This is a genomic window from Chitinophaga filiformis, from assembly GCF_021646545.1.
GTDB lineage: Bacteria > Bacteroidota > Bacteroidia > Chitinophagales > Chitinophagaceae > Chitinophaga > Chitinophaga filiformis_A.
Window position 1 is genome coordinate 642,961 of record NZ_JAKIRP010000003.1, and the last position, 13,840, is coordinate 656,800.

The following is a 13,840-nucleotide window of genomic DNA, read 5'->3' on the forward strand; positions in this document are numbered from 1 at the left end:
CAATTTGATAAGTCTGATTAGGCATAAAACACATAAGTATTGTTGCTTATGCGGCTAAAAGAATGAGGCTCATTTCGTTATTATGAGTCATTCTTCGCAATCTTTTGTACGTTTTTCACATTTTTTATCCATATTGCACGTCTTATCCATGTAAACTGAAAAACTTTATGTGCGGAATAGTTGCTTACATAGGCCAGCGAGAAGCCTACCCCATCGTATTAAAAGGATTGAAAAGATTAGAATACCGCGGTTATGACAGTGCCGGCGTGGCCTTACTCAACGGCAGCGGACTAAAAGTCTACAAGAAAAAAGGAAAAGTTGCCGAACTAGAAGACCACCTCACCGGCAAAGATGTGCGCAGTCATGTGGCTATCGGCCATACAAGATGGGCGACTCACGGAGAGCCCAGTGACCGCAACTCACACCCCCACACCTCCGGTAGCGGTACCCTGGCCATGATACATAACGGTATCATAGAAAATTATTCCCAACTCAAACAGGAGTTGCTGAAAAAAGGCCATGTTTTCAAAAGTGACACGGATACCGAAGTGCTGATCCACTTCATAGAAGAAATACAAAAAAGCAATCAGTGCGGACTGGAAGAGGCGCTGCGTATCGCTTTAAAAAGAGTGGTAGGCGCTTACGTGATCGTGCTGGTAGATGAAGCAAATCCCGATACGCTCATCGCCGCCCGTAAAGGCAGTCCCCTGGTGATCGGTGTAGGCAAGGGAGAACACTTCCTGGCTTCGGACGCCTCTCCCATCGTGGAATACACCAAGGAAGTAGTGTACGTGAACGATTATGAAATCGCTATTATAAAGGCAGATGAACTGATCCTGAAAAACATTTCCAATGAGCGTCAGACCCCCTATATCCAGAAGCTGGATATTGAACTGGCCGCTATTGAGAAAGGCGGGTATGATCATTTCATGCTAAAAGAGATCTTCGAACAACCTCAAACCATCTTTGACAGCTTGCGCGGCCGCCTGGATGCGAAGAGCGGTACACTCACCCTGGGTGGCATCCGTGAGCATGCAGGTCTGCTTAGTCAGGCAAAACGTATCATTATAGTGGCCTGTGGCACCTCCTGGCATGCAGGACTGGTGGCGGAATACATGATAGAAGAACTGTGCCGCATTCCTGTAGAGGTCGAGTACGCTTCAGAATTCAGGTACCGTAATCCGGTAGTAGGTGAAGGCGATGTGATCATAGCAGTGTCGCAGTCCGGCGAGACAGCAGACACACTGGTGGCCATGGAAAGCGCCAAAGAGAAAGGGGCTATCATACTGGGCGTTTGTAACGTGGTAGGATCTTCCATAGCACGTCTCTCCCATGCAGGTGCTTACACCCATGCCGGTCCGGAGATTGGCGTAGCCAGCACCAAGGCATTTACAGCACAATTGGCTGTACTCTGCATGATAGGACTGAAAGTGGCACAGGAAAAAGGCACTATTACAGAACAACGCTTCCAGCACCTGCTGGACGAACTGGATACCATTTCTGAAAAGGTAGCGACCACTCTGAAACTGAATGATCAGATCAGGGAGATAGCAGAGAAATATAAAGATGCACGCGACTTCCTCTATCTGGGCCGTGGTTATAACTTCCCTGTGGCACTGGAGGGGGCGTTGAAACTGAAAGAGATCTCTTATATACATGCTGAAGGTTATCCGGCGGCAGAAATGAAGCATGGCCCAATAGCACTGGTAGATGAAAACCTGCCGGTTGTTTTTGTAGCGACCCGCGACAGCTATTACGAGAAAGTAGTATCTAATATCCAGGAAATAAAAGCGCGTAAAGGTAAAGTGATCGCAGTAGTAACAGAAGGCGACCAGACTATTCCCGGTATGGCAGATGACGTCATCGAAGTACCGGCGGCAGATGAACTGGTAGCGCCGATCATCTCAGTTATTCCCATGCAGTTGCTTGCTTATCATATTGGCGTACTGAAAGGATTTGATGTGGATAAACCGAGGAATCTTGCAAAATCAGTTACCGTAGAATAATCAATAACCTCAATTCTTTTCCGATGAATGTGATACAGAAGAAGCCACTCACAGAGTTAGGCTACAATTTTGTAGCGGCATCCTATTTGCCTGAAGGTCAGGATGAATACTACCTGCGGAATAAACAACTGGGTAAACAGCAACGCAATTACCGTAAACTCAGCGCACTTGAGATAGAGATATTAGTACGCAACGACAATACTTCCGATGACTGGAACAACATCTTTGTAGGCAATGAATTCAGCCCTCAGCTGGTGAAACACTGCCACTTCTTTGGCGTGGTGCGCATCGGTAAACTGGAACCTTATTACCTGGAGTTCCATAATCTAAGGCTACCGGTAGGACTGTATAACAGCACCATCACCTCCTGCGATTTTGGCGACAATACCGCTATTCATAACGTCAATTTTCTTTCCCATTATATCATCGGTAATGAAGTGATCATCTCTAATGTCAACGAGATGGCTACTACCGATCATTCGAAGTTCGGCAATGGTATTGTGAAGGAAGGCGAGCCGGAACATCTGCGCATCTGGCTGGAGCTGTGCAACGAGAATGGCGGCAGAAGCGTCATGCCTTTTGATGGTATGCTGCCTGGCGATGCCTGGTTATGGACACGCAACCGTGACGATAAGGCGTTACAGGAACAATTCAAGCGATTTACCGAAAATCAGTTTGATAAAAAACGCGGCTACTATGGTATGGTGGGCGACCGCTCGGTGATCAAGAACTGTAAGATCATCAAGGATGTGCATATCGGTACAGATGCGTATCTCAAAGGCGCCAACAAGATCAAAAATGTTACTATCAACAGTTCTTCTGATGCCACCAGCCAGATAGGTGAAGGCTGCGAACTGGTGAATGGCATTGTTGGTTATGGTTGCCGTGTGTTCTATGGTGTGAAGGCAGTACGTTTTGTAATGGCCTCTCATTCGCAGTTGAAATATGGCGCCCGTCTGATCAACTCTTACCTGGGCAACAATGCGACGATCTCCTGTTGCGAGGTATTGAATTCACTGATATTTCCCGCGCATGAGCAGCATCATAATAACTCTTTCCTATGCGCTGCACTGATCATGGGACAGAGCAACATGGCTGCCGGCGCTACGATAGGTTCCAATCACAATTCCCGCGGAGCAGATGGTGAAGTAATAGCAGGGCGTGGTTTCTGGCCCGGACTATGCGTAAGTCTGAAACACAATTCCCGCTTTGCCAGCTTCACGCTGATCGCCAAGGGCACTTACATGTATGAAATGGATGTACCTTATCCATTCAGCCTTGTATTGAACGATGAACAGAGCAACAGCCTCAAGATCATGACCGGCTATTGGTTCCTGCATAACATGTATGCGCTGGCACGTAACTCATGGAAATATATTGACCGCGATAAACGTACTGATAAAACACAGCTGATAGAATATGATTACCTGGCGCCGGATAGCGTCGAAGAGATGATCCATGCCATGACACTGATGGAAATCGCCACCGGTAAAGCATGGTACAGCCAACATGATCCGCTGGCGGATCAGCTGTCTGAACACGACCTGCAGGAGAAAGGAAAAGAGTTATTAATACACGATCCTGAAATAGTAGCAGGCTTGCAGATATTCGCTACCAATGTAGAGAACAGTTCACGTAAAGTACAGCTATTGAAAGTACACAGGTCTTATCCGCTGTTCCGTGAGCTGATCAATCTATATGCCGTGCGTAACATCCTCAGCTATCTGGAAGAACATCCCGGACATTTTACCTCCCTCCGCGCTATTGTGGAAACTGCAGAAAGGGGCCCGTGGTACAATGTAGGCGGACAGCTGATGAAAGAAGAAACACTGCTGGATCTTAAGGACAGGATCCGCTCGGGCGCTGTCAACAGCTGGGCTGCATTACACGAAAACTATAGAATCATCGGTGAACATTATTCAACGGACAAACTGCAGCATGCCATTGCTTCATTGTTGTATATAGAGGATAAAACAGCGAGGGACTTTACACCTTCCTTCCTCAAGGAATGTCTGTTGCAATCCGTGCATATACAAACTTTCCTCACAGAGGGTATCCATCATTCCAGGGCGAAAGATTATCAGAATCCTTTCCGTCAGATGACCTATGAAAGCGAAGCAGAAATGGAAGCTGTAATAGGCAAACTGGAAGATAACAGCTTTATACAGCAGACGCTTGCAGAACTGAAACAATATAAGAAGAAAGTAAGCAGCCTGATTGAAGAGTGGGGTTTGAGCAACGCCGCTGTAGTTGAGCAATAACATTTGTTACAGCTGTCATACAACATTGCAGTTTGCTTCGGATGATGAACTTGTTTTACGAAGAGTTTTCTGCAGTGCACCAAAGAACAGGTAGCTGACAACTGCATCAAACAAAAACAAAGTATCGCTTAATCAGTGATCAGCACTTCGCTCAATTCCTTATTGGTCACAAATTTCTTATCTGTCAAAGTATTCAGGAACATATACAGCTGCCGCTGTTCTTTTTCTGTCAGGGGAATACCGTTCTTCACAAGAGGATCAATGGTATTCCCTTTTTGCTGCCCATGATCGTACATGGCAAATACCTGGAAAATATCGAAGAACCGGCCATCGTGCATATAGGGAGCGCTGATCAGCACATTACGCAGTGAGGGCACTTTAAACTTCAGATAATCGGCCGTATTGTTAGTGATACGCATCCTGCCCACATCATTCATGGAAGGCAGGTAAGGCAGTCCGTTATTCCGGATACTGTAATCTGTAAAGAAAGGAGGTTTATGGCAGCTGGCGCATTTCTGGGTGAAGGTCCTGTATCCGCCCCGTTCTTCCGCAGTAAATGTCACACCCGGTTCCCGGCGCATCACACTGTCATATTTCGATTCAAAAGAGATCATGGTGGCAATAAACTGGGACAGGGCTTTAAACAATCGCTGGCTGGTCACCTGTTCGGTTCCGTAAGCTTCTTTAAAAAGCTTCCTGTAGGTGGCATTTCCCTGCAAACGCTTAATCAGTACTCCAAGGTCCATTCCCATCTCATTTTCGTCTGTAATAGGCGTTAAAGGCTGAATATCGAGGTGATTCACGCCGCCATCCCACATGAAGTCTTTCTGCCAGATCAGGTTGAACAATGCCGGTACCGAGCGGTTACCCGTACGGCCCAGTACCCCGTGACTGATAGCATGGTCAAAATGCCCGAAAGCGGCAAACTGCTGATGGCAGAAACCACAGGAAACGGAGCTGTCAAGCGATAGTTTCGGGTCATAGAACAGACGCCTTCCCAGGGCTATGCCCTGTTTGGTAAGCGGATTGTTCTTAAAGTCGTATACCGGGGGTGGCAGGCTATCGGGCAGTTTCAGCTGATAGTATTCCACTGCCGGGGAATGAGCGGTAAGCGCATACCGGTCCCTGCCCATGATCCACAACCACAGGCAGAAGGCGATAAGGATATATGCCGCTTTCCGGAACATTTGCTGTTATTGGTTTACGATATTTTTAACGGAAAACATGTGCTGATAATTATCTGCAATACGGTCGGCCGGTGTACCAGGCGTCATAAACCCAGCCATCTGCCGGAAGCTGACCGGCGTAGCACCGTTGAACCAGCTCATGGCATCCGCCTGCAAGATAACTTTGGGTTTAGATTGCGGGCCGGTCCGCAGTGGTGAAGGCAGGGACAGCGTCACCATACGTTGGGTAACGTGAGGCGCCCTGTATCCGCCGATATGGAATTGCAGCATATGGTTGGGTAGCCGGGAGGATGGGGAAGTACCTTCCAGTTTCGCCATAATATAACCGCTGTTCCAGGTCCAGAACATCCCATATAACGGATCCAATGCGCCGCTCTGCGGGCCGCTGAAATTCAGCACGCTATCCACACCTATCATGAAAGACAGCTGTGTATACTCCCCTTCCGGGCACTGTGGCAACAGGATCTTCTTCGAAGCAACACTGTCTTCACTGACCAGGAAATACGCCGGCGGCAGTGCGATCTTCCTGCCATTGGCAGCTATCAGTGAAAAATTACTGAGATAGTATTTGAACAATGTGATATTGAAAGTATCTCCTGCAGCATTGGTGTAGGTCCCCGTCCGCAGCTGCATGGGCTGGCTGGCTACTATATGACTGATCTCCAGCTGCATCTGCTGTGCAGCTGTGCCCGTGGAAATGAACAGGAATATCAGTAATAACAGGCGGTTCATAATATCGAAAGTAAGCGATTTTTTTTATTACCTTGTCGAAATACGTTTAACATTATAACCCATGACAGAAGACATATTACAGCAATTCCCAGAACACTACCAGTACATTGCCGACGCCACGAACGCTTCCGGATTTACTATGGCCTCCGACCCGCTCACCTGCTCCCTGCTCCGTACACTGGCAGCATCCAAACCCTATGGCAGCTTTCTCGAACTGGGCACAGGCACCGGCCTCTCCACGTCCTGGATACTGGACGGAATGGATAAGGAAAGCACCCTTATTTCTGTAGATAATGCAGAAGAGTTCCTGGATATCGCCAAACAGTTTTTAAGCGACGACAAGCGCCTGAAACTCGTACACGCCGATGGTGGCGAATGGCTCAAGGAAAACAGGCGCAGAAAGTTCGATTTCATTTTTGCCGATACCTGGCATGGTAAATACCTGATGCTGGAAGAAGCACTGACCATGCTCAACAAAGGAGGCCTTTACATTATCGACGATATGCTGCCGCAGCCTAACTGGCCGGAAGGACATGCAGAAAAAGCAACACAACTGATAAAAGACCTCGAAGCAAGAGAAGACCTGTTACTCACGAAAATGGTATGGGCAACAGGGATCATTATTGCGGTGAAGAAATAGCTTGCATCTCTTTTTGTAAAGGCCTCCGGACAGTTTTCCGGGGGCCTTTGCTGTTTTAGGTACCGGAATGCCCGTTTCCCGGTAAATCTTGTCCACCCCGCGAGATGCTGCTGGTCAGGGTGGTATACCGGGTATACCTTTACGTTACAATTCTGAACATTAAAAAATTAAACACATGAAACGTAATAACATTCTCGCAGGCGCAATAGTTACAGTAGTTATGATGGCAGCAACGATCATCCCCGGCTCTGCCAGTGCGCAGCTAAAAGGCCTTGGCCGTACTGATCTTCAGCAACATGATCTCAGCATTCCCGGACGTGAAGCCGTGCAGGTACTTGTGGATTTTAAGCCGGGCGTAACAGCTCCCAAGCATAGCCATCCGGGAGAAGAGATTATCTATGTGACTGAAGGAGTGTTAGAGTATAAACTTGAAGGGAAACCGCCGGTAACGCTCAAGGCTGGTGATGTGTTGTTCATACCATACGGCGTGAAGCATGAAGTGAAGAATGTGGGAAAGGGTGAAGCGAAGGAACTTGCGACGTATGTAGTGGAAAAAGGGAAGCCGCTGGTAGTGCTGGCGAAGTGAGGCGGAAAGGCTTTCAGGGAGTACCTGGAAGCCTTTTTTACATGACATATAGTGCCTTTTCGTGACATAAAATGCATTTGCGCGACATATAAGCACGTTTCGTGACATAAACTAGCTAGCTTATCTTTTCGCGCCCGTTACAATGTTGTGTTTAAAATTTCTTAAGCACTCGCAAATCCGCCTGATACGTATTCTCTTTCAGATAACTAACCCAATCCGCCAGTCTTATCAGGTCTCTTGCCCCGGCCTCGCGCATTGCGATGAACAAGCGTTTGAAGCGCTCATCATACTTGGAGTTCACAGATTTTGATACTTTCTTAAGCTGCTCAAGATCTTCCGGTAAATTAAAATCAGATAAGGAAATATTTGCAAGTGTAGCATTATCCAGTATGAACCGCTCCATGGCGGGACTTATCTGAATAATGTAATGATGCCTGGCAATATTGGAATGCCTGTGCAATATTAAAGCCCCTGCCTGGCAGACAACGGTAAATTCTTTAAGATAATCTACCTCATACTTGTCTTTGTCTATAATGCCAATGGCAAAACGATCTGAGAAGTTTTGTTTCATTACTTTAGTAACAGTACCACAACCTTTCTGATGATTATATCGTGTTACTGGTGGTACTAAAGTTTCAAGAAGATTGGTGTCAACAAAACATTCAGGGATGACTGCTAAATCCATCAAATAAAACTTTCGCTATTGGTGAATAAATCTACTCCGTTTTGAAAGACGTCATGCAACTCCTGGTCAGAAAGTCGCTTAACGCTTGTTGCACTATTTTCATAGTGAACTAAGAAAACTGATAGTTCATTCCGGCTATTTTCCAACAGATCATTTAGTATAAAAGGGCTGTGGGTAGCGATAAAATACTGATTGTTCGGGCCATGGATCATTTCCTGTGTAAGAAGCGCCATATATGGAGGAAACGAATGCGCTTCTGGTTCTTCAAACAGTAGTACACTATCTCTATTTGAAGCGATGGCTGCTTTGAAGAATATAACACGTTGAAGGGTATCTGCAATGGAATTGTAAGGTATCAGGAACATGCCATCCTTATCAGTAGATTGGATCACTTTAACAGTCTGGCTGCTCTTATCAAAAGCGATGTCTAAACCATATTCTTTAAACAGCGCAGTAACCTGGCTTTTAAGTTCTCCGTACTGTTCTATAACCGATAACAGGTTGAATCCGAAAGGTGGAATAAGATATTTGCTATGCCCTTTTTTATAGGCGACGTCAGATTTATAGGTATATCGTTTGATTGGGGGTTCAAAAGAATCGCTTCTTTTCCCACCTTTTACTAATAGTTTTTCATCGACATGAAAATCGAATGATTCACCGGGATACAATAAAGCAATATTCAATCCTTCCTTGGGGTGATATTTCAATTGGACGTCACCTCCATTCGTCCTGATCACAGCATTATTCGCAGTGTTACCATTATAAAACAATTCCGTTTCATGTTCCAAACGGATCAGGCTATTTAATTTTTTGAGTGCATTTTCCCTTAGATACGGCAATGAAAATAATGATAAAGCCTCTATGATATTGGATTTCCCTACGTTAGGACGACCTATGAAAAGGTTGATCCGTTTGAAGCCGTCTAGCTCCAAATTCCTGATGGATTTAAAATTATTGATGGCTATATGATCGAGAGAATTTGACATCGTTAGCTAAAATAGGACATTTTCTGAACAGATCAGTGGCTGAATATACACCATTCAGATATTTCAATACTCCATCCGGAGACAAAAAATTCAGCCATTCCAATAGTCATACACCTCTTTCAACAACACTTCCTCACTAACCTCCTTAAGTACCTTCGCGACGCTTTGTGTTTCTGATGTAGTCTCATCAATCACCTCAAACTCGGCATAATATTTCATGTCTTCCTGCGCACAATCCCTGAACTTCCAGTTTGATACATAAACCAGCTTATCTTTCTTCTTAAACCCAACAGCACATAAATCAGCCTCCCAGAAGTCTACCAGTTCAACAACATCTTCTCCGAGCATTTTCACGATCAGATTATATATGTATCTGATACCCGGATCTTTAATTTGCAAATCTTCCATACGTTATCATTGTCAGCAACAAAATAAAAAATAAAAGGGCGCCATGCTGACACCCTTCTATTGAACTATTTGATTGTTTATTAGTGTGCTTTATCCAGCTTATATCCTTTCACGCCAAACCACACCACTACTGCAAAGCAGATCAGCGGCAGGATGTAAGCCATCTGGATATTGGAATTATCAGAGATGAGTCCCATCAGCGGAGGGAAGATAGCACCACCTACGATAGACATGATGATCAGTGATGATCCGAACTTTGTATCAGGTCCCAGGCCTTTAATACCCAGGGAGAAGATAGTCGGGAACATGATAGACATGAAGAACGGTACTGCCAGTACAGTCCATACGGCTATCTGTCCTTTGGTGGTCATTGCGATCAGGATCAATCCCACGTTGATAGCACCATACAGTGTTAATAAGGTTTGTGGTTTAAAGGTGCGCATCAGGAACGTACCGAAGAAACGGCCAACCATGAAACCTAAACCTGCCACAGAACCTAACAATACCGCAGCTTCCTTCTCTCCTATTCCTGCTGTGAACTTTGCGAAACGGATAAAGAAGGCATTTACACCTACCTGTCCGCCGATATAAAAGAACATTGCTACTACGGCAGCAATCAGGTGGCGATGCCTGAATATGCTACCTTTTTCGCCTGCTGTTGCATCGATGCTTGTATCCTCCTGTTCAGTTACTTCCGGCATTTTGGTGACAACAAACAATATAGCGATCAGCAGTACAACGATACCGATCACAAGGTAGGGCACCTTTACAGTGCTGGCCTCGCCGATAAGATATTGCTGCAATGCATCTGGCGACATTGCCGTGATCTGCTCCTTGCTCAGTTCTGTACCGGAGAGGATGAACTTTGCACCCAATATCGGCGCGATCATTGCCCCCACACCATTGAATGACTGTGCCAGGTTCAGACGTGTTGTAGCGGTCTCCGGACTACCCAATACAGATACATAAGGATTGGCAGCTGTTTCCAGGAATGTAAGACCAGTAGCAATGATGAACAGTGCTCCCAGGAAGAAGCTGTATTCACGCGTATTGGCGGCCGGAATAAACAAAAAAGCGCCCAATGCATACAGGGCCAATCCGAGGATAATACCCGCCTTATATCCAAACTTCTTCATCACCGCTCCTGCTGGCAGTGCCATCAGGAAGTAGGCAGCAAAGACTGCGGAGTCAATAAATGCAGACTGCATATCTGACAACTGACAGGCCTTTTTCAGGTGTGGAATAAGAATAGGGCTCATATTGTGGATCAGCGCCCAGAGAAAAAATAAACTGGTTACCAGTATGAATGCGAACAGGTAACTCTTTTTTGTATCGGTGTTTGCCTTAACTGTGGAAGTGGGCATCGCGGCTCCGGCCATATGTAAAATTTATATAGTGAAAATTGCTGTTGGCAACTAGCTGATAGACCTGTCAAGGTGTGTATAACCACCATCTACATATACGATCTGTCCAGTGGTATGGGATGACACATTTGACAACAGGAACACCGTCATGTTAGCGATCTCCTCTGAAGTGGTCATGCGTTTTTCAAACGGGATCTTGGCTACGATAGACGCCAGTTTCTCCTGTGGATTCGGTAAAGAGTTGATCCAGGTTTCATACAGCGGCGTCCATACCTCTGCAGGAATCACTGTATTTACGCGGATGCCATGAGGTATCAGTTCTACTGCCCATTCACGGGTCAGCGCATTGATACCACCTTTGGAGGCTGCGTAACCGGATGTATTTCCCTGGCCTGTATCTGCTACCTTAGAACCGATATTTACGATATTACCTTTCGTAGCTTTCAGGTGAGGCAATGCATAGTGCGCCAGGTTGTAGTAGTGGGAGATGTTCTTCTGCAAAGATGCCATGAACTTCTCAGGACTACCGCTTTCCAGGCCCACGCCATCATTTACACCGGCATTATTTACTAATCCGTCGATGCGGCCGTATTTTTCCACGGTAAAATCGATCACCTTTTTACAGGCGGCTGCTTCTCCCAGTTCTGCAGTTACCTCAACGGCTTTGCCACCGGCAGCAGTGATAGCTGCTACTGTCTTATTGTTGTCTTCTGTGCTTCTGCCCGCAATTACGGTAATACCGCCTTCTGCAGCAATCAGTTTGGAGATTGCCTCACCAATGCCTTTAGCGCCACCTGTAACTATAAATACTTTATCTTTTAATCCCAGATCCATGTGAATCGTTTAAATTGTTTTAATTGACCAAGGAACTACAGACCGTAGAACCTGACAGCGTTTCCGCCCATGACACCTGCCTTTTCACTGGCAGAAAGACGGCTGATATAATCAGTAACAATCCCTATTACTTCCGCGTAACTGGCCGCTAGTTTACATACCGGCCAGTCAGACCCGAACATCAGGCGTTCGGGACCGAAGGCTTCGAGCACTACATCCAGGAAAGGTGTAAAATGCGCAGCATCCCACTTCTGCCAGTCAGCTTCTGTCACCAGCCCACTTAGTTTGCAGTATACATGCGGATGTTGTGCGATCGCACGCATATGCGTTTCCCAGGCGCTGATATCTCCCGTTTTGAAATAAGGTTTGGCCATATGATCTATGACCAGCCGCTGACCGGGAAACTGCTGTACAAAAGCCGCCACTGCGGGTAATTGTACAGGATATACCAGTATATCGTAGGTGAAATTGTATTTTGACAATGCCCGTATCCCTTCACAGAAATCACTCCTCAGTATAAAGGCAGGATCTGGCTCTCCCTGTACAATATGCCTGAAGCCTTTCAGCTTTTCAAAACGACTGAAATGTTCCAGTCTTTCAGACAGGTCATCTGCGCGAAGATCGACCCATCCTACTACACCTTTAATGAAATTGTGTTGAGCGGCCAGATCAAGCAGAAAATTGGTTTCTGTTTCCGACTGATCTGCCTGTACTGCTACACAACCATCCACACCATTTTCCTGCAACACAGGTTGCAGATGGTGTGGCAGAAAATCTTCCTGGATCACTTTCATATCGTCAGTGATCCAGGCATCCTTTACAGGGTGATATTGCCAGAAATGCTGGTGTGCGTCTATAATCATTATTTCATAACGTTTAGCTTCCTTTTCAGTGGTTATAAAGCTATACTTCCTTACTGCTATTCCGCTTCATCAATGTAGTGAAAAGATCCTGTCCATCATCAGCCATTTCTCGCCGGGTTTCGCTACAGGCAGGGCCTTCTGATACTTCCACATCAGCTGCTCCCACTCCTGTACTTTAGGATTGGCAGCATCTGCCGCTCCTTTCGCGTCGAAGGAGAAACTGTCGTTCACCTCCATGATCATAAAGAGACGGTCCATGATACGGTAGATCTCCATATTGGTGATACCGCTATCAGTGATGCTCTTTTTTATCTCCGGCCATACCTCACGATGGTAGGCTTCATATTCTGCTATCAGAGCCGGATCATTCACCAGGTCCAATGCCAGGCAGTAACGTTTCATAGTGTTTATTTATACGCGACAGCCGTTTGTTTGGAACTGCCCAATCCATCAATACCCAGTTCGATCACATCGCCTGGTTTAATGTATACCTGTGGGTTCATACCCAGTCCTACACCCGCCGGTGTACCTGTAGAGATCACATCTCCCGGGAGCAGTGTCATGAACTGGCTCAGGTAAGATACCAGGAAAGGTATTTTGAAGATCAGGTTGGCAGTGGTACCGTCCTGCATGGTTTTACCGTTTACGGTTAGCCAGAGGCGCAGGTTATCAACATCTTTCACTTCGTCTTTGGTAACCAGCCATGGGCCCAGGGGAGCAAAGGTATCGTTGCTCTTTCCTTTTACCCACTGTCCGCCACGTTCCAGCTGGAAAGCGCGTTCGCTGTAGTCGTTGTGCAATGCATAACCAGCTACATAACTCAGGGCATCTTTCTCATCCACATAGCTGGCTTTTTTACCGATCACAACCGCCAGTTCCACTTCCCAGTCAGTTTTCTCACTGTTACGGGGAATGATCAGATTATCGTTAGGCCCTACCAGGGAAGAAGTGCTTTTAAAGAATACGATAGGCTCCGCAGGTATCTGCGCATTGGTTTCCCTTGCGTGGTCAGCATAGTTCAGACCTATACAGATGATCTTGGAAGGCCTTTGTACGCAGGATCCCAGGCGTGTGCCTGCAGCTACCTGTGCACAGCTGCCGCTGTTCTTTTCCCACCATGCAGCCAGGCGCTGTAAACCATCTGTCTCAAAGAACTTTTCGCCGAAGTCTTCTCCAAATGCACTTACATCGAATGTACCTGCTTCTGTTACAATACCTGGCTTTTCTGCACCCGGTAAACCAAATCTGATCAGTTTCATATAAAAATTTACTGTTTATGCTTTTGCTT

Annotated in this window: 14 protein-coding genes; 4 read left to right on the forward strand and 10 right to left on the reverse strand. The window is 46.2% G+C overall.

Going from position 1 to position 13,840, the window contains the following annotated elements:
* Nucleotides 1-167 precede the first annotated feature (167 nt).
* Together glmS and L3C95_RS12120 are read left to right on the forward strand one after the other, a co-directional pair.
* Nucleotides 168-2,006: a glutamine--fructose-6-phosphate transaminase (isomerizing) gene (gene glmS, locus L3C95_RS12115; protein ID WP_236387388.1), complete on the forward strand. Its 1,839-nt coding sequence runs from the start codon at nt 168-170 to the stop codon at nt 2,004-2,006.
* A gap of 23 nt (nt 2,007-2,029) precedes the next feature.
* Nucleotides 2,030-4,267 carry a DUF4954 family protein gene (locus L3C95_RS12120; RefSeq protein ID WP_236387391.1) on the forward strand — a complete coding sequence of 746 codons (2,238 nt, stop codon included), beginning with the start codon at nt 2,030-2,032 and terminating at the stop codon, nt 4,265-4,267.
* 128 nt (nt 4,268-4,395) lie between these two features.
* Here L3C95_RS12120 and L3C95_RS12125 read toward each other — a convergent pair whose 3' ends face one another.
* Both L3C95_RS12125 and L3C95_RS12130 read right to left on the reverse strand, forming a co-directional pair.
* On the reverse strand, nt 4,396-5,454 hold the full coding sequence (locus L3C95_RS12125; protein WP_236387393.1) for a cytochrome-c peroxidase: 1,059 nt from the start codon (nt 5,452-5,454) through the stop codon (nt 4,396-4,398).
* 6 nt (nt 5,455-5,460) lie between these two features.
* The gene (locus tag L3C95_RS12130; RefSeq protein WP_236387395.1) at nt 5,461-6,186 is read right to left on the reverse strand and encodes an MbnP family protein; all 726 of its coding nucleotides are present in this window, start codon (nt 6,184-6,186) and stop codon (nt 5,461-5,463) included.
* A gap of 61 nt (nt 6,187-6,247) precedes the next feature.
* Here L3C95_RS12130 and L3C95_RS12135 point away from each other — a divergent pair, with 61 nt between their 5' ends.
* A complete protein-coding gene (locus L3C95_RS12135; protein ID WP_236387396.1) occupies nt 6,248-6,826 on the forward strand; it encodes an O-methyltransferase in 579 nt (192 codons plus the stop codon).
* A 175-nt stretch (nt 6,827-7,001) separates the two neighbouring features.
* Nucleotides 7,002-7,412, forward strand: a complete 411-nt coding sequence (locus L3C95_RS12140) for a cupin domain-containing protein (RefSeq protein WP_236387398.1) — start codon at nt 7,002-7,004, stop codon at nt 7,410-7,412.
* Nucleotides 7,413-7,563: 151 nt separating this feature from the next.
* Here the strand turns inward: L3C95_RS12140 and L3C95_RS12145 are convergent, their stop codons facing one another.
* The 8 genes from L3C95_RS12145 to L3C95_RS12180 form a co-directional block, all read right to left on the reverse strand.
* The gene (locus tag L3C95_RS12145) at nt 7,564-8,097 is read right to left on the reverse strand and encodes a hypothetical protein (protein ID WP_236387400.1); all 534 of its coding nucleotides are present in this window, start codon (nt 8,095-8,097) and stop codon (nt 7,564-7,566) included.
* On the reverse strand, nt 8,097-9,083 hold the full coding sequence (locus tag L3C95_RS12150; protein WP_236387402.1) for an AAA family ATPase: 987 nt from the start codon (nt 9,081-9,083) through the stop codon (nt 8,097-8,099). The genes L3C95_RS12145 and L3C95_RS12150 overlap by 1 nt, the downstream gene beginning before the upstream one ends.
* Before the next feature lie 90 nt (nt 9,084-9,173).
* On the reverse strand, nt 9,174-9,491 hold the full coding sequence (locus L3C95_RS12155) for a hypothetical protein (protein ID WP_236387404.1): 318 nt from the start codon (nt 9,489-9,491) through the stop codon (nt 9,174-9,176).
* Between the two features lie 80 nt (nt 9,492-9,571).
* Nucleotides 9,572-10,870: an L-fucose:H+ symporter permease gene (gene fucP / locus L3C95_RS12160; RefSeq protein ID WP_236387406.1), complete on the reverse strand. Its 1,299-nt coding sequence runs from the start codon at nt 10,868-10,870 to the stop codon at nt 9,572-9,574.
* A gap of 36 nt (nt 10,871-10,906) precedes the next feature.
* Complete coding sequence (locus L3C95_RS12165) at nt 10,907-11,689, reverse strand: SDR family oxidoreductase (protein ID WP_236387408.1); 783 nt, start codon at nt 11,687-11,689, stop codon at nt 10,907-10,909.
* Nucleotides 11,690-11,724: 35 nt separating this feature from the next.
* The gene (locus tag L3C95_RS12170; RefSeq protein WP_236387410.1) at nt 11,725-12,552 is read right to left on the reverse strand and encodes an amidohydrolase family protein; all 828 of its coding nucleotides are present in this window, start codon (nt 12,550-12,552) and stop codon (nt 11,725-11,727) included.
* 69 nt (nt 12,553-12,621) lie between these two features.
* Nucleotides 12,622-12,954 (reverse strand): L-rhamnose mutarotase, encoded by a 333-nt coding sequence (locus tag L3C95_RS12175; protein ID WP_236387412.1) that lies wholly within the window; start codon nt 12,952-12,954, stop codon nt 12,622-12,624.
* A 5-nt stretch (nt 12,955-12,959) separates the two neighbouring features.
* The gene (locus tag L3C95_RS12180; RefSeq protein ID WP_236387414.1) at nt 12,960-13,811 is read right to left on the reverse strand and encodes a fumarylacetoacetate hydrolase family protein; all 852 of its coding nucleotides are present in this window, start codon (nt 13,809-13,811) and stop codon (nt 12,960-12,962) included.
* Between the last annotated feature and the right edge of the window lie 29 nt (nt 13,812-13,840).